The organism is Novosphingobium marinum (assembly GCF_013408095.1).
GTDB lineage: Bacteria > Pseudomonadota > Alphaproteobacteria > Sphingomonadales > Sphingomonadaceae > Novosphingobium > Novosphingobium marinum.
On the sequence record NZ_JACBZF010000011.1, the window covers coordinates 24,049 to 49,823 of the forward strand.

Annotated in this window: 20 protein-coding genes; 14 read left to right on the forward strand and 6 right to left on the reverse strand. The window is 57.2% G+C overall.

From position 1 onward, the window contains the following. Positions 1–1,176 precede the first annotated feature (1,176 nt). Positions 1,177–2,286, forward strand: coding sequence for a GGDEF domain-containing protein (locus FHS75_RS16880; RefSeq protein WP_179408820.1), 1,110 nt, complete (start codon positions 1,177–1,179; stop codon positions 2,284–2,286). A gap of 115 nt (positions 2,287–2,401) precedes the next feature. On the opposite strand, the gene FHS75_RS17755 is transcribed toward FHS75_RS16880, so the two are convergent. Next, the gene (locus FHS75_RS17755; protein WP_218845314.1) at positions 2,402–2,884 is read right to left on the reverse strand and encodes a Flp family type IVb pilin; all 483 of its coding nucleotides are present in this window, start codon (positions 2,882–2,884) and stop codon (positions 2,402–2,404) included. A 530-nt stretch (positions 2,885–3,414) separates the two neighbouring features. Here FHS75_RS17755 and FHS75_RS16890 point away from each other — a divergent pair. The 6 genes from FHS75_RS16890 to FHS75_RS18025 all read left to right on the forward strand — a co-directional run bounded on the left by FHS75_RS16890 (position 3,415) and on the right by FHS75_RS18025 (position 10,110). Further along, positions 3,415–3,660 (forward strand): hypothetical protein, encoded by a 246-nt coding sequence (locus tag FHS75_RS16890; protein ID WP_179408821.1) that lies wholly within the window; start codon positions 3,415–3,417, stop codon positions 3,658–3,660. Between the two features lie 551 nt (positions 3,661–4,211). Next, positions 4,212–4,727 carry a hypothetical protein gene (locus FHS75_RS16895; RefSeq protein ID WP_179408822.1) on the forward strand — a complete coding sequence of 172 codons (516 nt, stop codon included), beginning with the start codon at positions 4,212–4,214 and terminating at the stop codon, positions 4,725–4,727. A 144-nt stretch (positions 4,728–4,871) separates the two neighbouring features. Beyond that, on the forward strand, positions 4,872–5,633 hold the full coding sequence (locus FHS75_RS16900; protein WP_179408823.1) for a spore coat protein U domain-containing protein: 762 nt from the start codon (positions 4,872–4,874) through the stop codon (positions 5,631–5,633). Between the two features lie 107 nt (positions 5,634–5,740). Beyond that, positions 5,741–6,529: a fimbrial biogenesis chaperone gene (locus FHS75_RS16905; protein ID WP_179408824.1), complete on the forward strand. Its 789-nt coding sequence runs from the start codon at positions 5,741–5,743 to the stop codon at positions 6,527–6,529. 122 nt (positions 6,530–6,651) lie between these two features. Continuing rightward, positions 6,652–9,168, forward strand: coding sequence for a fimbria/pilus outer membrane usher protein (locus FHS75_RS16910; RefSeq protein ID WP_229735720.1), 2,517 nt, complete (start codon positions 6,652–6,654; stop codon positions 9,166–9,168). A 12-nt stretch (positions 9,169–9,180) separates the two neighbouring features. Continuing rightward, positions 9,181–10,110, forward strand: a complete 930-nt coding sequence (locus tag FHS75_RS18025) for a hypothetical protein (RefSeq protein ID WP_244959136.1) — start codon at positions 9,181–9,183, stop codon at positions 10,108–10,110. A gap of 1,231 nt (positions 10,111–11,341) precedes the next feature. Here FHS75_RS18025 and FHS75_RS16920 read toward each other — a convergent pair. Next, positions 11,342–11,899, reverse strand: a complete 558-nt coding sequence (locus FHS75_RS16920; RefSeq protein WP_179408825.1) for a tyrosine-type recombinase/integrase — start codon at positions 11,897–11,899, stop codon at positions 11,342–11,344. Positions 11,900–12,655: 756 nt separating this feature from the next. On the opposite strand from FHS75_RS16920, the gene FHS75_RS16925 reads away from it, so the two are divergent. Beyond that, the gene (locus FHS75_RS16925) at positions 12,656–13,321 is read left to right on the forward strand and encodes a hypothetical protein (protein WP_179408826.1); all 666 of its coding nucleotides are present in this window, start codon (positions 12,656–12,658) and stop codon (positions 13,319–13,321) included. A gap of 18 nt (positions 13,322–13,339) precedes the next feature. On the opposite strand, the gene FHS75_RS18305 is transcribed toward FHS75_RS16925, so the two are convergent. After that, complete coding sequence (locus FHS75_RS18305; protein WP_179408827.1) at positions 13,340–13,663, reverse strand: PilZ domain-containing protein; 324 nt, start codon at positions 13,661–13,663, stop codon at positions 13,340–13,342. Between the two features lie 2,448 nt (positions 13,664–16,111). Then, the gene (locus tag FHS75_RS18310; protein ID WP_425325961.1) at positions 16,112–16,612 is read right to left on the reverse strand and encodes a DUF6961 family protein; all 501 of its coding nucleotides are present in this window, start codon (positions 16,610–16,612) and stop codon (positions 16,112–16,114) included. Between FHS75_RS18310 and FHS75_RS16935 the strand changes: the two genes are divergently transcribed. Then, on the forward strand, positions 16,530–16,808 hold the full coding sequence (locus tag FHS75_RS16935) for a hypothetical protein (RefSeq protein ID WP_179408828.1): 279 nt from the start codon (positions 16,530–16,532) through the stop codon (positions 16,806–16,808). The genes FHS75_RS18310 and FHS75_RS16935 overlap by 83 nt on opposite strands. A gap of 1,353 nt (positions 16,809–18,161) precedes the next feature. Here the strand turns inward: FHS75_RS16935 and FHS75_RS18315 are convergent. Together FHS75_RS18315 and FHS75_RS16945 are read right to left on the reverse strand one after the other, a co-directional pair. Next, entirely contained in the window at positions 18,162–18,668 is a 507-nt protein-coding gene (locus FHS75_RS18315; protein WP_179408829.1) for a PilZ domain-containing protein, read from the reverse strand. 1,370 nt (positions 18,669–20,038) lie between these two features. After that, a complete protein-coding gene (locus FHS75_RS16945; protein WP_179408830.1) occupies positions 20,039–20,392 on the reverse strand; it encodes an SAM-dependent methyltransferase in 354 nt (117 codons plus the stop codon). A gap of 149 nt (positions 20,393–20,541) precedes the next feature. On the opposite strand from FHS75_RS16945, the gene exbB reads away from it, so the two are divergent. From exbB to FHS75_RS16970, 5 genes are all read left to right on the forward strand, one after another. Then, positions 20,542–21,351, forward strand: coding sequence for a tonB-system energizer ExbB (gene exbB / locus FHS75_RS16950; RefSeq protein WP_179408831.1), 810 nt, complete (start codon positions 20,542–20,544; stop codon positions 21,349–21,351). Positions 21,352–21,354: 3 nt separating this feature from the next. Continuing rightward, positions 21,355–21,780, forward strand: a complete 426-nt coding sequence (gene exbD / locus FHS75_RS16955) for a TonB system transport protein ExbD (protein ID WP_179408832.1) — start codon at positions 21,355–21,357, stop codon at positions 21,778–21,780. Next, a complete protein-coding gene (locus FHS75_RS16960) occupies positions 21,777–22,520 on the forward strand; it encodes an energy transducer TonB (protein ID WP_179408833.1) in 744 nt (247 codons plus the stop codon). The genes exbD and FHS75_RS16960 overlap by 4 nt, the downstream gene beginning before the upstream one ends. Before the next feature lie 17 nt (positions 22,521–22,537). Then, positions 22,538–24,880 carry a TonB-dependent receptor gene (locus tag FHS75_RS16965; protein ID WP_179408834.1) on the forward strand — a complete coding sequence of 781 codons (2,343 nt, stop codon included), beginning with the start codon at positions 22,538–22,540 and terminating at the stop codon, positions 24,878–24,880. 73 nt (positions 24,881–24,953) lie between these two features. Next, positions 24,954–25,637, forward strand: a complete 684-nt coding sequence (locus tag FHS75_RS16970) for a Fe2+-dependent dioxygenase (RefSeq protein ID WP_179408835.1) — start codon at positions 24,954–24,956, stop codon at positions 25,635–25,637. Positions 25,638–25,775 lie beyond the last annotated feature (138 nt).

Below are 25,775 nucleotides of genomic sequence, written 5' to 3' on the forward strand. Positions count from 1 at the left end.
ATGGCACAACTTCGCGGCCGATAGTCAGGCGGCCCGGCCGGATTTTGGGCTCCGAACCGGGCCTGGCCCTGCCGACCCATACAGGGAACGTCAGCACGGCCTGCAATCGAAATAGCCTCGATCACTGATACGGGGAAGCACTCGGTCCTGATATCGACAGCCCTGAGCTTTACTGCTTCCATCACCTTGCGCTTGCTCTGGTGTGCCTGCGCAGACGAGAGGTAGCGGAGCGGACATATCTGAACTCTGACGGAGCACCCATTTCAGGAAGACGGCGACAAATCCCCCCTCAGCTGGCCTGGCTGGCAACCCGATATGGCCTGTTAAACATTTTGTTGTAGCACGAGATCATGCGTGCAACGAAGTACATCGCCGTTCCCCTGATAGTGGTAATCGCCCTGGTCATTGTCTGGGCGGTTCCAACGCTCATGGCACATTGCACCATGTCTCCAACGCCCGGCTTTACATCGTTTCAGGATCGTTCTGCTCCAGAAGCGCTGAAGAACGCCTTTTGCGGGATATCCGGCTTGAACTAGGCATTGCCGATCTTCAAGTTGCCCAGCTGTTCTGCATGATTGGCCCACATGGTTTCACTGGGCTTTCGAAGGCGCTGTTCGACCGGCCCCTTTCTCTCGAGCGCCAATGCGCGACTTCAAGGTAGCGGGCACGAGCGCAAGGAGTAGGTCCTGCACGTCCCTCCTGCGAAAGCGTTGCAGGCTGCTACCTTGATCGAATCTCGCGCCAACAGCAGGGTTTACAAGGAGCGTTTCTGCGCGTGAGGCCCTTGCGATGTGCCCAGAAATGCGGCCTCCATTTGCCCGCTCGCTCGAAGCTACTGCACTTCGCGAGGCCAGACACCCCCCCTCGACGGACGACGCCTTTGCCTTATGCCGCACTTGTGGCCGTAGAGTGGCGGGTCTTGCCTGAGGTAAGTCTGCGCGGTCGATTACCTCTGGTCCTTCAGGACATCAGCGAAACGACAATATCTGGCCGTCGGCAACGAGGATCGGGAGTGGCGTCGGCGCAGGACGAATTAGTCCCGGAAGCTGTTCACGAAGCTTTTCCGAAGATCATGGGATAATCAGTCCTGATCATCCGAAAGCCGGCTCGAACGATACCAGGCAATTTTTGGTTACCCGCACTTAAACGAGCGCCCGACGCGCCGTTTGAATGTGCATGAGTGAACACACATCCTCGCAGCCGCTTGTCGGTACGCTGCTCGCGCGTTTCGGGCTCAGGGCCAGTGCAGCAGAGAAGGCCCTTCCGGGAACCGTTGACGCCGCAAGGGAAAGGCGGCGCGAGATCATGGAGAAGGTGACAAGCTTTCTGCTGGACCAAGATCTCGAGATCAGTTCTACCAACCTGATCATTGCGCATGCGCTTGCCACAGGCATGGAACCCTCGCTCGCGCGCAAGATCGAGGCGCGCAAAGCCGCGGACGAGCCCATCTCCGGGGACTGGCTGCGCGAGCACTCTCAGGTTGTCGAGACGGCTTCAGAGCGAGAGAGCAGGACAGATGCCCTGCTGGGAAAACTGGATCGTGGGATCAACCAGTTTACAGAAACCACGAAATCAGCACGCTCGGCCACCCATGACTATGGCGGCGAACTGGAACAGCATATCGGAAAGCTCGATGCCGCGGCCAAAACCGGCGCGCTGTTTACCGAAATCGCAACTCTCGCAAAGACGATGCTCGAAAGGACCCGTCAGGCCGAGGAAGACATGCGAAGAAGCGAAAGCGAGGCGGCAAATCTCAGACGCAACCTGAAACGAGCGCAGCGCGATGCCGAACTCGATCACCTTACCGGTCTGCCCAATCGTCGCGCGTTTGAAGCCCTGCTCGACCAACAATACCGGGAAGCACGCGCAGCCATCGAGCCGCTCAGCGTCGCGTTCTGCGACATCGATCATTTCAAGCGGATCAACGATACGCACGGACACGACACCGGTGACAGGGTCATTCAGGCGGTCGCGGAATCGCTCTCCAGGACCGCGCATGAAAATTGTCATGTTGCCCGTCATGGAGGCGAGGAATTCGTGATGATATTCAGGAATTACTCAACGCAGGAAGCATGCGCCGCACTTGATGCGGTCCGAGAGCTCACCGCCCAGAAACGCTTCGTCAATCGCAAGACTGATGAGCCGATTGGCTCGGTAACATTCTCGGGCGGGGTGGCGAACATCTTCGGCTACGACAACCCTCGCGATGCCTTGAAGGCCGCTGACGAGGCGCTTTACGAGGCAAAGGTCTCCGGGCGCAACAGGATCGTAATTGCCTCGACCTGAGGCGAGGCATCAGCCTGCCTTCGCGCGGTACAAGCCGACCCAGCTGACAGATTGCCGCACCGGCACGGAACTTCACCGCTAAAGCACTGCCTTGATACGGGTTGCAGAAAAGCGGCTACCGGGACTTCGACACTGCGGTAGAGACATCGTCGGAGAGCTTGTCCCAGTTATCCTGGTTTGCATCCCCCAGACCTGCGATGGCCGAGAAGGCAGCCACGGCGATCAGCGCGGCGATGAAACCGTATTCCACGCTCGCTGCCCCGCGAATATCGAGGCCGAGCCCTGCGGGCTTCTGCTGGCTCGGATCGCGTATCGATAGATCGTGGTTGCTGGTCCTTGCATGCGACACGAACACATCAGGCATGGGATGGGTGAACTCAAGGCCCGCCTTGTCGTCTTCGACCCAGCGCACGATCGCTTCACCGCAAGCTTCACCGCGCCAGCAGATCTGAACGAACTGACCTGCCCGGAACGATGCGCTGCCCGCCGCCAGAGTGCAGTCGTGGCTCGTGACATCCTCGAATTGCGAGGTCTGCGTCCGCGCACGATCAGCCACGCGCTTTTCGCCTACTGTCGTATTCGGCTCGATATCGGTCAATGGCAGTCGTTCAAGAGCCAAAGGTCTCTCCAAATGGAAGCTTGAGCGAGCCCATATCTTCCGGTCTTTTGGTTAATTAAACGTTGGGCCTGGCCATTTTCATCAAAGCGCCCTCGTCTTTACGCCAAATTAACCATGGCGCCCTAAATCTACTACCAAGGTTTTTCCGGACCAGTGAGGTCTCCTGAGCGCCCGGCGGCAAATGCAGCGCGCCGGGCGCTATTTTCGTTGCCTGGTTAACGGTCTGTGAGGCATTTGCCTTTACCACAGCGCGTGCGGCAATTGTGCCGCATGGTACCCTCAGATGGGTCCGGTGTCGGTAAAGGTGCCGGACCCAACTACCTGCAAGATTGTGCTGCTTTTTCATGGTGACGCAGATGGAGCTAACGCCAAGCCTAAGATCAGGCATCGCCCGCCTTTTCGGCAACGGATTTTCCCGCGGCCAAGCCTGCTCCTCGCATGGCCGGATGCGGAATTCGCTCGTTTCAAGCGACGCCAGGAGCACAAGCGAAGTCTCGTTGGAGGCAACCATGGAACGGCTCGAGAACGCGTTCAACCTTTATGAATGTGGGCGTATCTCGCTCGAAAGATTCGAGGGACTGGTCCTTGCCGAGCAACAGGCGCTGGCCCGCGCGCAGTCGATGCATCATGCCATCATGGATGACTGCCAAACAAGCGTAGCCCAGGAGGTTGATCAGGCGCTTGCCGCCGTCAACTGGTGCCTCACCTGGGTGACTGGTCAAGCTGACCATAGCGAGCAACAGCCTCTGCAGTAAGCATCGCTACTTCGGAAGGGTTCCGGGATATATCCCTATTGGATACCCCGTTTGTTCACAGTCACCTCGAGGCACAACCCGGTTCCTGTCGCGCCAGACAGCCAATCGGGACCTTACTTCTCAAGACTGTCGCGATCCAGGTCGCCTGCCGGTAGTGTGATCAGCCAGGGCCCTCACACCGCCGAACTTCAAGCGGGCACGTTTACGTTTGTTGCCTTGCTGCGGCGAGCCTTGGAAGATCATACACAATACTGATGCAATGCTTTGCGGCGGCGCCTGACATCTTCCCAGCGACTCGGGTCGGCTGCCGCCTCTGTTCTAGCATAGCCCTGCACAGGTCACAGCCCTGTTTCAATTTGGGACACGCGATGAAAGGGGATGGCGAAAGTTCGTTAGTTTTCAGTTAGTTTTTCGACCAACTTGATCGATGCTTTGAAGGTAGCCGAAGTCCTCGACTCTTGGAGAAATTCGGCGTAATTCTCAGGTTAACAACGTATTAACCAGTATGTTCGGGGGAACATATGAGAGGGGCTTTCAAGACAGCGACCTGGATGGCGTTTTCGCTCGGGGTCATTGCGTGTCCCGGTATTTCGCAAGCCGACGCGATTTCCGATGCCCGTGAAATCGAACTCGTAGTTCAGGGCAGCATTCGCCAGCAGTGCGCGATCGGTTCGATCGGCGATATGGATTTCGGTAATCTCGAGCGTCGCGGCCTCGGAGCGGAAGCCCGCGTCGCCTTTCACTGCAACATGCCTTTCACGATGATGATCGAAGCGCAGAACGGCGCGCTGGCAAACACGCTCATGCCGAGCGGACAAGGCCCGTATAGTGGTTCGCTGCCCTACTCGCTCAGCGTCGAAATGCCGTTGCGCCACCCGACCAGCCAGACCATCACCCGCAGTTTTTCGAGCCGTCAGCTCCAGGCCGGCGGTTCGATCTCGAGCAATGGTGGTATCGCGACCGACGGCATGCTGCTGTCGGTCGAGCTTGGACAACCCTCGGGTGAAGCCGGATTGCTGGCGGGCGACTATGCCGAGACGATCACGATCACAGTATCGCCCAGTTAACAGGGTTTGGCCGCTTTTTGGTCGCGGCCGAATGAAAGGAAGATCATGGCACCGAATGGCTTCCTGCCCCCCCACGGATCGGTGCAAAACTGTACGTCGTACCCTGTCGCGCTGGCAGGCCGGCAAAAGCCAGGAGTAGCTAACATGAAAACCTTGTTTCGCGGCGCTGTCGCCGCTGTCGCCCTTGTCTCGATGAGCGGTGTCGCTCATGCGCAGACCAACGAACGCCATTATGCGGGTATAATCCCGATTGTGAACATTCCTTATACGAGTACCAACCCGAGCGGCCTCGCACTTCTTGGTCTCGAAGTCGGACTTTTGGCGGGTGTCGGAACCCGTTACACGGCCGAAGCAGATGCGCCCAGCAACACGACGACTGCCACGCCGACGGTTACAGTTGCCTTCAACCTGAGCGGCACGGTAACGAAGGATTGCTCGTTTTATGCAGGTAACAACGCGAATGCCACCAATATCGATTTCGGCGTGATCGGTGTTCGCACTGGCAACAACGAAAATGTCAACGACGCATTTGACATGGTCGGTCCGGCAGAAGCCGAAATCGAATCGCTCACCGCTGGCTGCAACTTCAACAACACGGTTTCGCTTGCCAAGACCAATGGCATCCAGGGCATGGTGAACACCGCCCCCGGTGGCTATGATACCAATGAGTTCCAGGCAAATATTCCTTACGAGGTTGATGCCGCCTGGACCGGTGTTGCGCAGAATGCTGTAACCACGGGTTCCCCGCAGAGCCTTTCGGTTGCTACCAATCAGGGCTCGAACAGCATTGGTCAGGGCGCATGGCGCTCGGCGATGCAGATCGACATCAACGCCCCGGTGGCGCCGCTGGCGCTCGTCGCCGGCACCTATCAGGATACGCTGACGCTGACGCTCAGCGCCATCTGATCCGATGACATGATCCTGGAGAAAGGGGGAAGAGCGATCTTTCCCCTTTTTTCACGAGTCGATGGCATCAAGAGCCCGGATCACTCGGGGCTGGAGAGTACATTTCAATGCAAAGCTGGAAACATCTCGGGCGGGCGATTCTGGCCACGATAGCGAGCCTGAGCCTGTGTGCTCCTGCATCGGCCATGCGCGTTTCGCCGATGGTGATCGAAATGGAATCCCGCGGCAGCGACTCCGTCGCGCGGGTAGAAGTGCAGAACGTGAACGAAGGCAACCTTGCTTTCGAGGCGCGCATCCTGCGCATGGAGATCGACGAATCTGGCAAGATCGTCGAAACACCAGCTGACGACCAGTTCCTTGTCTTCCCCCCGCAAGGTGTATTGCCCGCCGGCGGTCGCCAGGTTGTCCGGTTGCAATGGGTCGGAGACCCGACACTCGCGGCCTCGCAAGCTTACTATGTGTCGATAAACCAGCTCCCTGTGAAACTTGCGCCAGGGACAACCGAAAGCGTCGCGGCGCAGGTACAGGTGCTCTATCACATGCGCGCGCTCGCCGTTGTGGCGCCTCCCGGCGCCAAGCCTGATGTTGAGACAACGCTTGTTCGCTCGGTCCTCGTCGAGTTGCCGACGAAGGAGGGAGAGGAAGCCCGTCCGCCGGTTAATGTGGTCGAGATCAGGCTCAAGAACTCCGGTCGCCGTCACGCCATGATGTCCAATTTTGGGTGGCGGCTCGAAGGTTTCGACGCAAACGGCGACCCCTTGCGCGTCGATGTGTCGGCCGAAGAACTGAACCAGGCAGTCGGAACGGGCTATGTTCCGGCACTCGGCGAGCGCACGTTCCTCCTTCCTGTGTCCGGGTTCGGGCCGCAGCCGATGCGTCTGCTGTTTACCCAGTGAAACGCGGTGTTCTCCTGGGATCCGTCGCAATTGCGGCATTCTGGGCTCCAGAAGCGCTAGCCCAGGTTTCGATTCCCTTGCCACAGAGCTCGGGACCGGCACAGGACAGCGCCCAACTCCCCGTGGACGAGGGTACCACGGTCGTCATTCCCTTGCCGTCGGACACGCCCGCGGAACCACGCGATGCCGGGCCTGCCCCGACGACACCAACGGTTCCCCTGGGGCCTCACGGTCGGCCCGACATCAACCCCTACGAACGCGACATCGACATGACGGTGCCGCTGACCTTCCAGAACCGCAGCCTTGGCGACGTCCCGCTGAAGCTCACGTACGACGACCGCTACCTGATCGAGACCGAAGCGTTCGTTCGTCTCATGCGCACTGTTCTCAACGATGACGCTCGAGCAGCTCTTGCCGAACACCTGCAGGGACAGGAATCGTTCAGCCCCGAAGATCTCGTCGGCACAGGCGTTTCGCTTACTTATGATCCCAGCAGCCTGTCGGTGGTGGTGGTCGACGTGGAGCCCGAACAACGCGCAGTCCGCAACCTCTTCGCGCCGCCCCGCGACGATCTTGATGACGTCAATCTCGCACCTGCTCAATTCTCTGGCTATCTCAACCTCAACGTCATCCAGACCTATGTCTGGGAAGCCGACAACACTGATCCGCCGACGATCAACTTAGATGGCGCAATCAGGTGGGGGCGGATTGTCTTCGAGGGCGATGCCCAGCTTGGCGAACGCTTCGGTCTGGAGGGAAGCGGGTATCGCTTCGAACGCAATTATGCTCGTCTTGTTTATGACGAGCCTGAGGACTACCGGCGGTGGCTCCTCGGCGATCTCGATGTCGAGACCCGCGGCCTGCAGTCCTATGTTCGCATGGGAGGTGTAGGCGTCATACGCCAGCAGCGGCGTTTCAATACATTCCGGGCAGCCGTGCTCCAGGCAAATCGGCAGCTTGTCGTGCAGCGTGAATCGACGGTCCGCTTCCTGCGAAACGGGTCGCTCTACCGCGAAATGCGACTGCAGCCTGGTCGTTATGACTTCAGCGCCCTGCCCCTTCTTTCTGGAAGCAACGACGTCCAGATCGAGGTCTATGACAATAGCGGGCGCGTCCAGTCGCTATCGTATCAGCAGTATCTCGATCCCATCGACCTCGACCCCGGCGACTATGAATATGGTGCATTCCTTGGCCCAACCAGCCGCAGGATCGGAGGCGCACCCGACTACAACGGAAAGATCGCCTTCTCCGGCTTCTACAGGAAAGCCTTTTTCAACCGGCCTTCGATCGGGGTCGGGTTGCAACTCAGCGAAGAAGTCCAGATGGCTTCCGGACAGACGCAGTTCGTGCTCGGCAATGGCGGCAGGCTGCTTTTCGATGCGGCGGTCAGCAACTCGCAGCTTGCCGATGTGGGATTTGCAGGCGGCGCGAGTTACGAGCATTTCTTTGACCGCGGCGGCCTTGCGGATACGTTGACGATCCGCGCGGACTATCTATCCAATGATTTTGCTACGTTAGGTAATCCGGAAGCCTTCAATTCCAGTTCGGTGTCATTATCAGCGCAATACACACGACAATTCAGCTTCCGCTTTATCGGCACGCTCAACGGATCTTACCTCAAGGGAAGAGGCGACGTCGAAGACAGCTATCGCCTGGGTGCGACTGGCTACTATCGCCTGAACAGCAGGTGGAGCTTTCGTGCCGGCGTCGATTATACCAGGATCTCATCATCTTTCTCGCGTGGCAGCGGCTTTGGTGCGAATATCGCCCTGGTGTTTCAACCGGACTATCGCCGTCGTGCCGAGGCGCGCTACGAAACCCGCGACAATCTGGCCGAATTGTCCTATACGCAGAGCAGTCTGAACCAGCTAAACAGTCTTGGTTTCGGCGGTCTGGTATCCCGGCAGGATGGTAGCGCACGTGCGCTCGGCTACGTATCCTACGCTGCCAATCGCTTTGATGCTTCGCTAAGCCATTCCACTTTCGGTCCGAGTATCGAGGATCTCGCCGACCTCAATGCGACGACCCTGCGTGTCGGAACTTCGCTTGCCTTTGCAGGAGGTCAATTCGGCATCGGACGGCGGATCAACGACAGTTTCATGCTGCTTCATCCGCACAAGAATTTGAAGGGCAGAAGCGTCGTTGCCGGCCAATCGATCGCCGAGAACGATTACGTAGCCAAGAGCGGTGCACTTGGTGCTGCCGTAAATAATACCCTCGGGTCGTATTTCACCCAATCGGTACAGTATGACGTCGAGAGCCCTCCCCCCGGCTACGACACCGGCCCCGGCGTCGTGCGCGTCCACCCGCCTTACAAGAGCGGGTATGCGCTGCGGGTTGGAACAGATGCATTCGTAAGCGCAATGGGTACACTCATGCTCACTGCCGAAGAACCGGTCTCGCTCATCGGAGGCCGGGTCTCACTGCAGGATGTCGGCGAAGGCGATGATCCCAGGCCCATTCCCTTCTTCACGAACTCGGTCGGACGTTTTGCGATAGCCAATCTGCTTCCCGGGCGCCGATACGTAGTAGAAACCTATGGGCCGAAGGGAACGATCGACAGGAGTTTCGAGTTCGTCGTGCCCGAAGACACCGATGGTCTGGTTGATCTCGGTACCATCCGCCCGGGAAGAAATTGACAGGAGGTGACCATGCTGCGCCAATCACTATTCGCCCTTGCTCTCCTGATCGGTGGACCCGCGACCGCGCAGCCTTTTGGCAGCGGAGCAATACCGGTCTCGTCGGAATGTCTCGTTCGCGTCACCGCGATGCCCGCCACATGGCTCATCGAAGGCTACGATCCCTTCGGAACCGATATCCCTGAGGGGACGTTCAGTGTCGCCTTCACGAACGAGGGAACCTCCGAGTGCCGGTTCAAGCCGGTATTCGAGCTTGATCAGCCGCCGTTTGGGCTCTCGTCTGGCTCGGGCAGGCAGATTGGTTATGCACTTCTGAGCATGCAGGATGCGCAGGACGTCACACCCCGCGCTGGGCGGACGCAGCGCGTGCTATCCCAGTCGACGATTACTCTGGCGCCGGCAGAATCCCGCACGGTCCTGTACAAACTCGTCGTCGACCCGACCGATGTAAGAACCTCGGGAACCTATTCCGAGGACCTCACGATTGTCGCCACTGATGCCTCCATGAAGACATTCGGCGGTGCGAGGCTTGTCGTCGGGCTGAACGTCCTGCCATCGGCCCGTATCGGGTTGGCGGGCGCCTATACGATCGAGAATGGTCGGGCCCTGGTTGATCTTGGCGAGCTTCGTGCCGGAAAGGCACCGACACCCTTGCAGCTTCGCGTAAAAAGTACGGGTCGCTTCGAACTTGTCGTAACATCGCAGAACTCCGGGAAATTGAGGCTCGGCGGGACGAACTGGTTTGTGCCCTACACCATGGCGATTGGAGACCGAACCCTTAACCTCCTTAGTGTGGAGAGGGTTTCAGGAAGCGAGCGAGGCAGCGTGAGCGGCATGATTCAGGAAAGTGCGCTGCCCATAGAATTCACTATTGGCGATGTTTCAAACAGGCGCGCTGGAACGTATTCTGACACTATCCTCATATCGGTGAGCGCGAAGTAAATTCTCATCCTTTGTTAACCTTGCTCATTTAGCTCACACTAAACCAGACGTGACAAACTCCGAACATAGATTCCTGCGCCCTCGCAAAAGGATGACCTATGTTTCGGAAAGCCTGCCTTGGATTAGGAACTGTCGCGCTTTGCTTGGCCCCTGTGACGGCCTCCGCCGCTTCACTTGGCTACAATCTTCGACTGACCATACCGCTCCATTGTACGGTCTGGTTCGATGGCGCGGCCGGTGGCGCACCGGCTGCGGGCGCCGTATCTCTGGGTAGGGTAACGGAGTTTTGCAATTCTCCGGGAGGCTACCAACTCATTCTCACATACTCACCCGGAACGCTCGTCGGGACCACGATCCTCGTTGGTGAAGATGAAGTCCAGCTGGATGGTTCTGGCTATGCCGTGGTCAGCCGGCAGCAGGGTCCTCGTAAGCGCGAGCGAACGATCGCCGCAGTCCTTGGCGCGGACGGGTTTGATACCGACAGGCTGAACCTGCAAATCGTTCCGGTGTGATCGCAAGCCGTCTCAGTGCACGACTGGCGAAGATGGATTCGTAGTCCTGGGTCATTGCTTCCCCCATAGTTGGCAGGTCAGCTTTCCATTTACGACTTCACGATACTCGCCCGGCTCTCGGGTAAAATCAGACCCTGAGACGACATGGAGCCATGGATCGGCCTGATTTCTTAAACAAGCGCAGGTGTACCTCTAGGATCAGCACTAAGTTCTTATCCTGATCAGCCGGAAATCAGGTAGTATGTAAACAGTGTGATCCAGATAAACCCGAGTGCGAAAAGAAGCTTTTGCCTGACCGCCTCACCTCGCGTTTGATGTCGCGACACAGCTACGGGTTCCTCGATTTGAGCGATCGAAGGTCGTACCGGAGCAGGAGTCCGGTTCTGCAGAGCTGACAGATCGTCTGAAAGAGCGTCGTGGGTCTGGGGCTCAGGCAAGATCAGTTCCTTCACTACCGACTTATTCTGTCGACCTAACTCCTAATGGTTAATTTTCTGTACTGATCTTGCTCACGGAACCATCAGGCTAGCTATACTTATCGGTTGGTCTTTCACGATCTGGCTCGGTACGCCCGGACCGTAAAAGGTTCAGCCTGGCCAACAGCCCCCACTTCCGGCTGCTGACTTTGACCCAAAACTGCAGTCATCCGGGTTCGGGGCGCTGGAAATGAGCAGTTTGAAGTGATCTTCCGCTGCTTTGCGGCAGGGTCTGCGGGAAGGTTATACCCAAACGTTTTGCTGAGCATGTTCCAGATAGCGGCTGAGTGCGCTTACCGACTTCCATCCCCCTGCCCGCATGATTGCAGCCGAATCGAAGCCGGCACGCAATAGGTCCTGTGCTGCACCTACGCGCAGGGACTGACTGCTGAAGTTCCGAACGTCCTCGGGAGCCAATCCGGCTGCTGCGACTGCCTCCTTGATAATTAGCTTGACCATCGACGTGCTGAGCCGGCGGTTGATGGGCCTACCCTTGTAGATTGCGCAAAACAGTGGCTCAATGTCGGCCCCTCGCCAATTGACCCAGTCGCTTATCAGCTTGCCGGAACGCACGGAGCTGTATGCGACGCGCCCCATGCCAAATGGGTCTGTCTTGCTGCGGCGAATTATCGCGCGAAGCGTACCGCCAGGTTCATATTCGATATCTTCACTTTGAAGCGCAACCAGCTCAGACCGACGCGCCAACAGGTCGTAACCGAGCGAAATCATCGCACGATTACGCAATCCCCACGGGCTATCCGGCTGAGCGTCGAGGCAGCGTTCAAGGTACTTGCGTGTCATTCCTTTAGCTTGCCGGGGACGACTGAGTTTTGACCGCCGCACGCGCCTCAAAGTTACCTTGACTGTCTCGTCCTGCGTTGGGTCAGGAAAGTTGAGAAGGCGATGGGCCTTTCGGATCGCATAGACGCGTCGTTGCACGGTCGCCGGGGCGACATCTTCGGCCTGCTCTGTCAGGAATCGACAAATCAGGGAGGCTGTCGCAGGAAACGCGCAGCACCCTTCTCCGATGCACCAATCGACGAAAATCTGAGTGTCTCAGATAGGACTTCAGTGTTTGTGGCGCATAGGCGCCCTCAAGACTTTTGAACCCCTCTTCCCATTTGGTGCTGTCCGGTAAGCGGGATTTCAAGTTACTCGACATTAGCGTCGGATGGCATCACGTCGAATTTCGGTCAACGCTGATGCAAAGATCTCGATGGATGACCTGACGCACCCTAGGCTCCGTCAGAAGATTTGGCGAAGTGTTTCATGCAATGCCGGAAAGACGTGTGCTGAAAAATACGTGCTCACTCCCTGACATCCATCATACCCCCTGGCGCCAAGTCCAAAAGATTGCTTGTAGCAGTTTACGAAGCATTGGCCCGTTGGCCCACTGAATGGGAGGTGGACCGAACTCAGCCGCAGGAGACTTAGTGAAGGTTGTGGACACCACTCCCCAAAATTCGTCGTATGGCACGATCTCGCCACCGGTGGAGCCACCTCAGCGCCGACGGTCGCGCCCTACACAAATTGCAAAAACCAATCTAAAAGCATGATATGGTTTGGTATCGTCCGGTCATCTTGGCTGCGCTTACCCCGTTGTTTGCAGCCTTGGGAGCCTGCGATGGAGCCAGTGCGCCCGCCATTGAGATGCTCGAAAGCGAAAGCGAGACACTACCCATCACATGGGCTGAAGGGATGGATGATACGCTGACGGCATTCGGCGATGGGAGCGTTTCCCGCTGTTGGAAAGTACAAACCCGGTTCGACTGCGTGCATGTAAGCGAGTTCGATATCCGTTCGGAGATTGCAGATGCTCCTGTCCGGCGGGAGATGTTCAGATTTTCAGCGAGCGAGTTACCGACGTCGGAAATTGCTTTAAGAGCGCTGCAAGGCAGTGACGGATACAGTTGCCGAATAAGCCATGCCCTCGGAGCAACCTACCTAACCGAGCAAATCGTCAAGAACGGGAAAGTCCTAGAGGAGAAGACCTCGGTCCGGGCCTATGACAAATGGCCCCCAAGCGAAGCTGCTGAAAAGATCGATGCACTGGGCGCATCAGTCCGGCGGCGATACCTGAATTGCGATGCGCTTGATCGCCTCATCGCCCGTCAGGGGCTGGTAATCGTCGATTCTTCCCTGGTCACCTACGAAGGCCTCTTCCTCGTAGGCCCTCCCGTCGACGATGCGTTTGAAGCTGAACGCAATGAACCGGTCAGCTAGGATTGACCGCAGATCAGTTCAGCTCAAGGCAAAGGTCTCCAGCCCGTACTGATCCAGGGATCTTGGAAAGTGATGCCTGGCCACGGCCGGGTGTAACGGCTGTTCAAATTTCACACCCAAGTCGGTGCCAAGCTTCCAGCTGACTTTGCCGGCTAACCCCTCCAGTCCCGGAAACTTGAGGACCAAAGATTGCCCGATTTGAATATCGCGCCTCGTCGTTCTGATTTTGCAGCCGCCACATGAGATGTCAGACATTTCCACGTAGGCGAAGAGGTTCGGGCCCAAGCGGCACTTCACCTGGTGCGTATATACGGTTCGATAGTAATGACGTCGATCTTGCATCGTGGAAATCCGTTTAAGCAACCCCACTCTGATAAACTAAACCCATAGGTTCTTCGCTAATAGACTACGTTAAAGCCGGGTGAAGATTTCGGCCCCGTCTGTTCAATTTTGCAAGATTCTGGCTTGAAATTGGACGAAGTTCAGATTGTTCGATCGGCTTGCCGCGCTCGGTCGCAATGTAATGCGCGTGCTAAGGTAGCACGCCGCGGCTGTTGCGCGCCTGAGAACTCCGAGCAAGGCTGGCGCATAAACCCCGAATTTGATCAACTCTGTTCCCATTGATGTTATGCTTTTGCCGTAACTCTTGCGCGACCCGCGATCAGGATCTAAAGCGATAAAGACTGGTAGTCCCTATTGGATCAGTCAGTTACCCGGAACGCTCCCGAGCTGGATTGCTCGGGAGCGTTTGCAGTTCTCGCTCCGACCAAGGCTTTTTCGCGAGCATGGATGGTGTGCGGCGGGCCCAACGTCAGGATATTCGAACCCGTTACCGCCGAAAAACTCAAGTGCGAGACACGGCTCTCACGAGCAGACAGCTCTTCGGAAGATCGGTGGCGATTTGGGATCATACCACCTGGTGACCAAACACGGTTGTTGGTCGCGCGGAGCGGCAAGCTTGAACACGGCGGGCATCGTACCAAATTTCCTCGCCAGCGTCGGTCTTTTACTTCAGAGCAATGAAGAGGTCATCGCCGGTCGCGATGACCTCAAACCGAGCTTGGCGCTGAGCATTTGGCGGTGCTTGGCTGAATTTCGCCGACAATCGACCTGCAACTGGCGCTAGACCCATACTGGAGCACATGGTGAATGCCTCACGCGAGGAGGATTGCGTCTTGTGAAGGCTTTGCTACCTATGGAGGCGACTGAGGTCCCTCGTAGACAGCAGTCAACCCGGAACGCCCGGTTGTCCTGTGGCAGCGGGGCGTTTTTAATTCCGGGAACACGCGGTAAATTCCTATCCTTCTAAACCGGATGTTAACGGCCTTCGCCCTACTTGAAGCTTGGAACCACGACCCTGCAGCCGTGGTAACCATGTTGGAGAAGGCCCGGCGTAAATTGCGCCGGGCCTTTTTTTGATATCTTTGAGTTCGCTTTCCATGCGCCCGACCCGCTGGCGGCCATACTGGGCTTGTCGCGATCGTCTCCAATGCGACGCATGGCATTCCTCGCCGCGCGCTGGGTGGTTTCATGCTACCGCGCAAAATACGTTATGTTGTGGCCGACGGCCGAATCGTCTTTCCCACGTTCGGACGGCGCGTATTGCTGACGGGCATTTTCAACCTCCTCAACGACTTGTGTCGCTCAATGCCAAACCAGCAATAAGCTCGTGTGAGCAGCAGCCTTGCATGCGCCTGCGATCCCGAATGAAGCAATTCCGCGCATCAGAGAAGAGTGGTCCCCGAGCAAGCGGCCCATCGTATTCGCCGTCAGCGATACAGCCCTTGAATTGCGCCAAACGCGAAATTCGAGCCAATTTGCGATGCCCTTTGCCGGCCCATCGAGTTTACAGAAACCCGTCCCTGCCGACGGCGTGGGTGTCGGTTCTGCACTGAGGACATCCTGTGTTGCGACGGGTGATCGCGCGGTAAACGTATAAATTCCCAAGACCGCGATACACTTCGAGTTTCGCGCAGGATTTAATCATGTTCGGTGCGATCTCGCGTCATCGCTCGACGCGAGGGCTTCGTTCAATAGTCACTTTGCCGCTTACCTGCTCCTTGAATTCGAAGCCGAGACTTCGCACAGGACACAAGCGTCCGCCAGCCGGTGCAGCTTCTGGCCCTGGTCAAGTATATACGGGGGTCGAAGGAGGGCAAAGCGTAAAGGCCATTAGCAGCGCAATCGCTGCTCCTAGGCAGACGGCAAATGCGCTGCGCAGGGCAAGAGGCTGGAAAGCATCGCGAGCCTGAGCCTGTATCTAGGAGAAAGTCTGAGGAGGAGCGGGCCAGATCATCGTACCCATGTCCCTGGGATGATCGATGCGGAATTTGCCAGCGCCCCTCCTCTCGACAAACCATATCTTTACGGTGATCGTGAGTCCATGGGAATATCATGGTATCGGGGCAATTCGACGATTGCACAGTGTGATCAGATACAGTGAGGGGAGACGCAGCTCGCACGCCGTCGTCGGCTCCTGAGCGCGCGGTTGGGTTGGATCGCATCCCCCCTCGATCTGAAGAATATACCGATCATCGGTCTGGCGCCATCGGGATGAATGCGGATGGTGTTTGGCAGCGGGACTACATCGATACGTTTCGTTTCACGAGGCAGTTGACATGTGAGTGCGGAGGCAAAGTCGAGTTGAGCATGTGGGGTAGTGCCAGAAGATTCTCGGCAAGTTTGTCCTACCGCCATGTGAAACATCGGGAGTGATCCGGTTTGGAAAGGAAGCGCTAGATAAGGTTGCGCTCAAGAAGGGGCCACGTGCTGCAGCTCGGCTTTAATCGCTTATCGACCTTGCACTGGACTGCCCGTCGTCACGGTCATAAGATCGCTTCTTGATCCTTTTTTTCCGAGCGAACGATATGGTTCTCCCACCAGGTTCCATATGGCGACCCCATAGCAGTCGCCTTCCTCAAGCGAGCGGTCGATCTCAACGGCGATGTAATCCTTCTCGAACCATATCGCGACCGCCCACAACTTTTCGTAATGGCTAATCGTCAGATTTCTGCGAAATCTTTCGGCATAGATTGACCATTGGACAGCCCCGCGTGATGATGGCGCATTGACTTCAAGTACTTCCCCATAGTGAGGACTGCCATGCTTCGGATTGCCGCCGTTGCCCTCGCAAAAGCCATGGTGACACCTGCCGCAGCGCAAAACATCGAAAGACTCGACAGCTATGAGACTTTGATGAGGGCAGCCGGTGCCGGTCACCGAGGGCGACATCACCGATCGTCCGTACCGTGTGATCGGGACCATCGTTTCAAGCATCAGAAAGGCCACCATATTCAGTCGGGGCGTTTCGCACGACAAAGTATATCGCGAGCTTTGGGAACGAGGCGAAAAGATGGGCGCTGATGCGGTCATCCTCGCCGAGTACGGCGAGTCGAAGCGAACTGCATTCAGTCCTGGTTCGCGTGAGATACGTGGCAAGGCGATCAAGTTTCTGACCGACGAAGAGGTTGCTGCTTTGAGGCGTTGAGGTGGTGGTCGACATCTTTCATGAACGCCACCGCATTGACCAAATCAAGCCCGAAAATCACGCAGATGGTACAGCCAATGCTGCTATCACCGCAGGATCAAGGATGAACTCTGTCTTCTACTTATCGACGGGGACAGACACACGTTCACGCATTGGCCTGTATAGGACCGCTGAATTCTACCGAACCTGTCGACCGGTCCACTCTCCACACCAGTCTTCACCGAACGTCATGGGCCAGCCTTCGTAGTCAGGAGGAAAGCGCCGACACTGCCCAAGATCATTTCCGTCACGGTCCGGGACCTGCTTCCAGAAGCGGCACTCGTGACAATGGCTCGTTCGTTTAGTAGCCATTTCGATCTCCAACTTTCCCTCAGTGACCAAGCTCAACCATTTTGAACCGCTTTATTTTGAGTGACTTATTGCGTTTGCAAGATACCTGACGCGGAAGGTGCTCTGTCCTTCGCTGTCGTCACCAGTGAGGCCTGTTGCGTCTGCTCATCGGTCAAAGATCGAGGTGGCACCGGCGACTCTGCTGGCAAACACCATGGTCGAGGTGACCGCGACCCTGGAGGTCTTTTCGAAGAAGATGATGAAAAGCGCTACTCGACACAGTTCCTTACCTTCAATGATATAGCTGGAACCGGCGTCGTTGTCATTCGTCCCGGCTCACCAGTCACCGCCGAGGTCATCTGCTGCCGCACTTCTCAGATCCGCCATCATTACTGGATCTTAGGCAGGCATGCGGCATGTAAGTAAAGGTTTTGCACCCAAGCCAGACATTACAAGTTGATAGGGGATATTGATCTGTACGAGTGTGGGCACGGACGAATGTAGACCCTTAACAGGACTACGTTCTATTCGCTCCTCCGAGCGCCGGGGTTTCTCTCGACATCGGCTCAATTGTCCTGTTGTGGCCGTCTTTTGTGGATATCAAACAAGTGTTGCTCCGCCGATCTGAGCGAGGCCTGCAAATAGCTGATTGCCTCTGTGAGATCAGCCTCAGTTGCCCGACCGTATTGCGCAGCCTCGAGGGTAGCAGCGGCATGCCTTGCTTTAAGGTAAACTGGCTTTTGGGGCATGGCTTCCAGTTCTCCTCCGATCTGAGGATAGCATGAAAGGGCCGAACGTTTAGAGAATCAAGGCGTTACACCGTCCTAGTCCATCCTCTTTTTGTGAGATAAATGGTGGGTCAGTTTAAGTCACGTCATTCGACCGCCTGTTTCGGCCAAAAAGATCAACTACAGGAAAAAGAGGGGACCTAGACGCGTTTGCTGCGCAGGCTGGAGCTGAACATGGGCTGGAAATCTCACGAAACGGCTGTGTTGCCTGGCTGAACTCGCAAGGGTTAAAGGATTAGTCGTCAACTAGGATAAGCTCCAGAAGACGGTGAAACACGGCGTCGAACTCGGCTTCTGTTCTAAGCGGTAACGACATTTGCAACTCTCGGAGTGCCTGCCGAATGTCTTTTCTCTCTGGAGGTCTTATCGTTACCGAGATTGGTGGCAGGGCCTGTTCAGTTCCCCTCTTCGTTTGCGTCGGCTGAGGAGCTTGAAATGCAGGCGGCTGCCAGCCTGAAATCGTCGTACACATGTGCTCAAGGACGGATGTGTGCAGTGGGTTCTCAAACTCAACACCGACATGCTGTGCTTCGACCCACTTAACCATCGCGGACAGAGGACCGACGTTCCCCACACGCATGCTTAGGTGGCTACCTACATGAAGGTTGCAGAAGCGGTCGAAAAACTTGCAGCCGTGAGTTGATAGGTCGAGCACTACAACATCGCGTGCCACCCCTGTGCCGCTCCGATATCGCCCTTGAAGGCTCACAAGGTGCCGGTATTCGCGCCGTTCCTGGTCCATGGACGGAGAATTTATCAGAACCGAGGAGCAACCGTCAGCGTTTTGATGGATTATGACGCCTAAGCCCCCATATCTCACGGCAGCGAAGCGCTTAAATCATTGGCGTTCATTTGCGGGGGATCCTGTAGCGGCAAAGCGTGATGCTGGCAATGCCGAGGCCGCGCAGCCCCTACATCTGAGGTCGAGGGACTTCAATGCTGCTAGTCAACAGCATTGTCCGCCAAACCATACATGCCGTTCCCAGCCAGGCCAATGATCTGTAAAATCTCTCTCAAAAAACTTATAAAATATTAACTCCGTCTTATCTAAAAGGGGAAGCGGACGCCACTTCTGTAGCCGTGGCGATCCATATGGAGAAGGTCCGGCGCCCCTTGCGGCCGGGCCTTTTTCGTTTTCCGCTAATTAGCCTTTGAGTTGCCCAACTCAACAGCGGCCTTGTTAAGGCTATCTCTATCGTGTCCGAAGCGGCGCATGAGATCCTTCGCCTCGCGTTGGCTGATTCCATGCTTCCGTGCGAAGTACGTGACGTTATAACCAATCCCCGAATAGGTCTTGCCCGAATTGGGGTGTTTTGTGTCGATTGTCGGCATTCTTCAACCTCATCAATGGCTTGATGCTCCGAATGTCATTCGGCCTATGTAGGTCATGTGAACGGACGCTTCGCGTGGGCCGAGGTGAGCCCGGATCGAGGCGAGGCCAAAGAAAGACCCCGCTGTGCGCGGGGCGAAGGGCCGCATGCTTGGGGTGAGTACACTATTGAACTTGCGAACGGTCTATCGGACCAGCGCCACGCGTCAACTCGCTTCATGAGCAGTGAGCATTGCCCATTAAGGAACTGGTAGCGCTATCTTGATTTACGACGTTCGCGCCGCTGCGTTGGCTGGCGTTTATTGAAGATCCGGAACTTTTCGCCCGGCGCCGTGTGGTGCCGGGCATTTTGTAGACACTTCGGCAAGACCTGACAAAAGTTCTCGACAAAGGCGCAACTCTGTGATTCCATTCCCGATATGGAACGCACCCAGCCCCATCCTCATCCCGAAGCATCGCCTCTGCTTCCGATGACCCTTGCGCAGGAGCAGGCTGCAGCGTTCGAGGAGGATCGAAAAAAGGGCTTACGACCCTGGCATCACCTGCGCGTCTGGAAGGTTCCATTCTTCGCCAGCTAACCGAACTTCGCACTGCTGAGAGATTGGCTCGAGCTTGGGGCGATCGCGCTGATGATCGTTATGGTATTGGTTTTGCTGAATAGCTGACACCGTGGAACCAGCCGGAATGATCGTATTAAGAGGCAGCATTGGCCACATGCCTCTGCGCATCTACCCGCAAACCGATATCTTATGAATATGGCGCTTTACCGCTGGCCGTCTCCATCAAATGAAGCCGGCGTACATGTTAGAGCGCCTTTTCTCTGCTTTTCGCCGGGAGCAGCCCAGCGCTTGTCCGATCAGAAGGATTGCGGGGCCGTCACCCAGAGCGGTCTTGCTGGTTAGTCCGAGAAGGTCGAGGCGGGTGTGGAATATCCGCTCGCCGGGCAAGATGGCATTCTCGACCAGTGCCACGGGTGTACCGGCGGAAAGGCCGTGATCGAGCAGACGGACCGCGACTTCCTCCGCTGCAGACTTGCCCATGTAGACAGCAAGCGTCGCTTCTGGATCGGCGAGTGTCGTCCAGTCGATCTCGAGCTTTTCGCGCGCGTCTGACGTGGCGAGGGACGATCGCCGCAAGTCAGTTCAAGCTAAGATACAGCTTCAACATGGCACTTCGAGACCTGGGCCCGGCATTCCATTTTAATGCCAGCCCCGCCTTTCGACGAAGATCAACGTTGCGAGTGCAAATCAGTTGCAATAAGTCATCATCCCTGCGAGTGACGCACATGACACTTGCGATTGATTCGCATTTGCTGATGGGGGAAACATTGCGATCGCTAATTCTGAGTGCCATCCCAGCAGCTTCGGCTGTGACATCTCTAGGTTCCCCGGCCCGTGCGGGAACCACGACCGCTATCTCACAAATCCCGACCAATCTGTCGGTCACCGGCATGTTCGCGCAGGCGGACTGGGTTGTGAAGCTGGTGATGATCGGCCTCATCATCGCTTCGGTAGTCACTTGGACCGTTTTCTTTGCCAAGCAGCTCGAACTGCGCGCAGCACGCCGCAAGGCTGTTGCGCTGCTAGGAACATTAACTGCGGCGCGATCCCTCTCAGATTTTCAGGAGACCGCGGACGATAGCGGGCTTTTTAAACTAGCCCGCGAAGAAATTGCTCAGTCTGCGGACGCCATCGACGACCGCGAGGGATTGAAGGAGCGAATCGTTTCCCGTTTCGACCGCCACGAAGCGCTGGTCGCTCGCAAGATGACGCAGGGCGTCACGATACTCGCGACGATTGGTGCAACTGCTCCTTTCGTTGGTCTTTTTGGCACTGTATGGGGCATCATGAATGCCTTCATAGGCATCGCTGAAAAGCAGACAACTAACCTTGCCGTAGTCGCTCCAGGCATTGCTGAAGCGTTGCTGGCAACTGCTCTCGGGCTTATTGCTGCAATTCCGGCAGTAGTAATCTACAATCACTTTGCGCGCCAGATTGCCGCACATCGCGCGGTGGTCAGCGACAGTGCGGCGGCCCTGTTGAGGCTCGTCTCGCGCGATCTCAGTCGCGGCACGCTGCAAGCCGGGAAAGCTTGAACGATGGCGCTGCGCCTTGCATCGGACAGCGAAGATCTCGCGGTCGCGCACGAGATCAATGTGACGCCTTTCATCGACGTCATGTTGGTGCTGCTGATCATCTTCATGGTCGCTGCGCCGCTGGCGACAGTCGACACCAGGGTCGATCTGCCGATTTCCAATGCGCGGCCCGCACCGCGGCCGGAGCAGCTGGTCTACCTGTCGATCCAGGCAAACGGCTCCATGACCTTGAACGACGAGGAAGTGAGTGCGCAAGCGCTGGGAGCGGCTGTTGCAGAGGCCACCGGCAAAGATCGTGAACAGCGCGTATTCCTGCGTGCCGACAAGACCATCACCTACGACACGATCATGTCGGCGATGAATGCTCTCCGCGCCGCCGGGTATCTCCGGGTTGCGCTGGTTGGCGCTGAAGCAGGGCAGGCACAATGACGCCGGCGCAATTGGTTACCCATAAACGACACTGGACCGTGGCAGCTGGCATTGCGCTCGCTGCTCACGCAGGTGTCATCGTGCTGGCAACATCGGCCTTCATGGGCAGCTACGAACCGTCGACACCCGAACCGGTGATGACGATCGAACTGCCGCCGCTTGCGGCCCCGGCCTCACCTTCTAGCGTTACGCCAGAACAGCCGGTTCAAGCGGATAATGTGCCTCCCGATACTGTTCTGCCACCGATGGACGTGCCGGCGGTGCACGCGCCCCTACCCAGCGATCCCGTGACACTCCCGCCGCCTCCGCCACCGCTCCCTCAGCGCCGCATCGCCGCCGCGCCTGTCTTGGTTGCAGCGCCGCCTGCGAACCCGGTCGCGGTTTTGCAAACCGGGACCGGTACAGGCGCCAGTGCGACATCAGGCGACGACCCGAAAGCAAAGGCCGCCGAAGCGGACTATTTTTCGCTCGTAAGTGCGCATCTCAATCGCAAGAAAAAATACCCGAGCGAAGCCCAGAAGGCGATGCAGCAGGGCATCGTTACTGTCCGTTTCACGGTCAGCCGTGATGGCGGCGTCTCCGGCGTTTCGATCAAACGCGGCAGCGGACACGAGTTGCTCGATCAAGCAACGATCGACCTCATGCAACGCGTCGCGCCACTGCCAAAATTTCCAAAATCGATGACTCGCGACCGCGTCACGCTCTCGCTGCCCATCGATTACTCGCTCAAGACAAGTTGAAAAAGGGGGAACAGGGAATGAAGACCTACACGAGCAATGCGGTGCGCCGACCGCTCAGTTTGAGGAATCGCGGCACCGTTGCGGCTCTAGGCATGGCCGCAACCGTGCTCGCCACGCCGGTAATGGCGCAGAAAGCTGACAAGGAAGTCGAACTCGAAACGCTCAGGATCGAGGATCGCACTGCCGACGTAAATCCGAACGCAGAACCTGGCGCGCCTTACAAGGCTCGCACGTCTGGCGACGAGCGCCTGACCCGCCCGATTGCCGAACTACCGCAAACCATGACTGTGTTGACCGAGGAGCAGATCGAAGATTCCGGGTATACCGATCTTGCTCGCATTCTTGACTCACAGCCCGGCATCACTGTCGGAACCGGCGAGAACGGCAATGCATTTGGCGACCGTTATATCATCCGTGGCCAGGAGGCGCGTAGTGACGTGTTTGTCGATGGCCTGCGCGATCCGGGTATGACGACCCGCGAAAGTTTTGCCGTCGACCAGATCGAAATTTCGAAGGGGCCGAGCAGCACCTTCGCAGGACGCGGCACGGCCGGCGGTGCGATCAACCTGATCACGAAGCAGGCGACGACCGACTACGATTTCATCAAGGCCAGCGTCGGCCTTGGCGAAGATCGCTATGTCCGAACCACGCTTGATGCGAACCTCGTTGCCAGTGACCATTTCGCGGTGCGCGCCAATGTGCTGTATGCGCACACCAACACTCCCGACCGCGCTCCCGCAGATCGCGACCGCAAAGGGCTTGCCATTTCGGGCACCTACATGCCGAGCGATGTGTTCGACATCACACTCGACTACTATGGTTTCCGCGGTGAGGATAACGCCGACCTCGGTGATTTTTTGAGCGGTAGCGCTACCGATGGTGATCGCCGTCCGGTCAATACCCCGGTCTATGCCCAGAAGGAGGACTTCCAGAAATCGGATGTCGACGTCTTTACCGGGCGCCTGCATTGGCAGCTTTCCGACAGCATCCGACTCTCCAACAAGATGCGCTACGGCATGAGCGACAACGGCTATGTCGTGACCGGCGCGCGCGGCACGACTACCGACGCGAGCGATCCCAACGGCGAGTACGACACGATTTCCTTCTCTACCCACCAAGGCTGGCAGGAAGTGGACTACTTCGCCAATCAGGCCAATCTGCACATCGAAAGCGAGATGCTGGGCGGCAAGAACGACCTTATCATCGGTGCGGAATATACTGATCACACAGTCGTCAACGGCGTCTATTCCGTAGACAATACCGGCACGACCAACTGCGTCGTTTCCGGGCGTGGCGGCACCAATCCCAGCTACTGCGGCATCGGGCCCAATGGGCAGGTCGTGAATGGGCTGAACACTCTGCTGGGTCGCCAGATCACCAAGGACCGCTGGGACTCCGACTGGCAGGTGAAAACCGTCTCGCTCTACTTGATGGATACCATCGACCTAACCGAGGGGCTGACGCTGTTTGGCGGTGCGCGCTGGGATCACTTCGATTACACCCTCACCACCCAGAATAATTCGCTAGAACGTACCACTTACGATTATAGCGACAGCTTCTGGAACGCGCAGGCGGGCTTAACCTACGAGGTGGCTGAAGGCGCAATACTCTATGCGTCGTTCGCGACCGCTGCCGATATCAATGGTGGGGAGTCCGATCTTGGAACGAATGCCGGATATGGCGGTCTCGTCATCATCGACGGTGAGTTCCGCGGCGGCAAGCCCGAGCGATCGATCAATTGGGAGCTGGGTACGAAGCTCAACCTGTTTGACGAGAAGTTCCTGCTGACCGCAGCCGTGTTCCAGACCACAAAAAGCGACGTGTTCGAGGCGTCTGGCGGCGGCTACACGCCCGACGGCACGGGCAATACCGGCAAGAACCGCGTACGTGGCTTTGAACTGGGTCTGGCGGGTAACATCACGCCGGAATGGTCGATGCAGGGCGGTTTCACACTCCTCGAAACCGAGATTCTGGAATCAGCCTCGGATCCGCTCAGCGTAGGGAAGACGCTGTCGAATGCGGCCAAGTTTCAGGCATCTTTCATGACCAAGTATCAGATTGGCCCGTTTGCGCTGGGTTTCGCTGTCAAGCACAAGAGCAAGCGCTATGGCGGTCAGCCGGACACCGCGCCCAGCTTCTCGACGCTTGCCGATGGCAGCTTCGTGTATAGCCAGCCGGTACCTGCCTACACAGTGGCTGATCTGTTTGCGGAATACAGGTTCAACAGGAACCTAGATTTCCGCCTGAACGTCAACAATGTAACCAACGAGGATTACTACCTCACAGTCTACCGCAGCGGCTCGTTCCTCTATAAGGGCGACGCACGCCAGATTGTGGGTACATTAAACCTCAGGTTCTGATCAGGGGGGACGGGAGGCGGTCCCTCTCCCCGCCTCCCGGCTACCCGGCACAGAATTGAATGAGATAGGCCCCATGCTGATCGTGATCGACAGACTGCTCAATGCCGAAGAGGTCCGCCAATTTCGCGACCAACTCTCCGATGCGAGCTGGATTGACGGAAACCAGACGGCAGGCAGCCGCTCGCTCGCGGTCAAGCAGAACCTTCAGCTCGATCGGCACGATGCCACCGCGCGCGAGCTTGGCAATCTGATCCTCAATAAGCTGGGCAACCATCCGACCTTCGTTTCTGCCTCTTTGGCGGAGACAATCTGGCCACCGGTGTTCAATCTCTATCAGGATGGCGGTCACTACGGGACCCATTCAGATGCCGCGCTGATGCGCCTGCCCGAAGCCAATTTGACCATTCGCAGCGATCTTTCCGCGACCATATTCCTGACCGAACCTGATGAATATGATGGCGGCGAACTGCTGATCGAAGAGTCCTTCGGCGCCCAGGCAGTGAAGCTGGAAGCGGGCGACATGGTTCTCTATCCCAGCTCCAGCCTTCATCAGGTGACGCCGGTCACGCGCGGGCAACGCATATGCGCGATCACCTGGATGCAAAGCGCAGTCGCCGACACCTCTGCCCGCTCGATGCTGTTCGATATGGACCAGTCGATCCAGTCGCTAAGCATCGGACGGGAAAAGGACGATCCCGATATCGATCGCCTCATCCACGTCTATCACAACCTGCTCAGGCGCTGGGCTAATCCGTGAGGATCGGCCCGGCTCGCATCGTGTTCTGGCTCGCGCTCGCCGTACTGAGCGGCCCCCATTGAGTGGTCCGGTTTGATTGTTAGTGCATAGTTGTCTCCGGCGCCATGGCTGACCGCAGGTGTAGCGAAGCGGAACCGG

Bases quoted from the DNA above. Each gene is read 5' to 3' on its own strand.
- FHS75_RS16880 (WP_179408820.1), top strand. From the start codon at position 1,177: ATGAGTGAACACACATCCTCGCAGCCGCTTGTCGGTACGCTGCTCGCG.
- FHS75_RS16890 (WP_179408821.1), top strand. From the start codon at position 3,415: ATGGAACGGCTCGAGAACGCGTTCAACCTTTATGAATGTGGGCGTATC.
- FHS75_RS16895 (WP_179408822.1), top strand. From the start codon at position 4,212: ATGGCGTTTTCGCTCGGGGTCATTGCGTGTCCCGGTATTTCGCAAGCC.
- FHS75_RS16900 (WP_179408823.1), top strand. From the start codon at position 4,872: ATGAAAACCTTGTTTCGCGGCGCTGTCGCCGCTGTCGCCCTTGTCTCG.
- FHS75_RS16905 (WP_179408824.1), top strand. From the start codon at position 5,741: ATGCAAAGCTGGAAACATCTCGGGCGGGCGATTCTGGCCACGATAGCG.
- FHS75_RS18025 (WP_244959136.1), top strand. From the start codon at position 9,181: ATGCTGCGCCAATCACTATTCGCCCTTGCTCTCCTGATCGGTGGACCC.
- FHS75_RS16920 (WP_179408825.1), bottom strand. From the start codon at position 11,899: ATGACACGCAAGTACCTTGAACGCTGCCTCGACGCTCAGCCGGATAGC.
- FHS75_RS16925 (WP_179408826.1), top strand. From the start codon at position 12,656: ATGGTTTGGTATCGTCCGGTCATCTTGGCTGCGCTTACCCCGTTGTTT.
- FHS75_RS18305 (WP_179408827.1), bottom strand. From the start codon at position 13,663: ATGCAAGATCGACGTCATTACTATCGAACCGTATATACGCACCAGGTG.
- FHS75_RS18310 (WP_425325961.1), bottom strand. From the start codon at position 16,612: ATGGTGGCCTTTCTGATGCTTGAAACGATGGTCCCGATCACACGGTAC.
- FHS75_RS18315 (WP_179408829.1), bottom strand. From the start codon at position 18,668: ATGGACCAGGAACGGCGCGAATACCGGCACCTTGTGAGCCTTCAAGGG.
- exbB (WP_179408831.1), top strand. From the start codon at position 20,542: ATGACACTTGCGATTGATTCGCATTTGCTGATGGGGGAAACATTGCGA.
- exbD (WP_179408832.1), top strand. From the start codon at position 21,355: ATGGCGCTGCGCCTTGCATCGGACAGCGAAGATCTCGCGGTCGCGCAC.
- FHS75_RS16960 (WP_179408833.1), top strand. From the start codon at position 21,777: ATGACGCCGGCGCAATTGGTTACCCATAAACGACACTGGACCGTGGCA.
- FHS75_RS16965 (WP_179408834.1), top strand. From the start codon at position 22,538: ATGAAGACCTACACGAGCAATGCGGTGCGCCGACCGCTCAGTTTGAGG.
- FHS75_RS16970 (WP_179408835.1), top strand. From the start codon at position 24,954: ATGCTGATCGTGATCGACAGACTGCTCAATGCCGAAGAGGTCCGCCAA.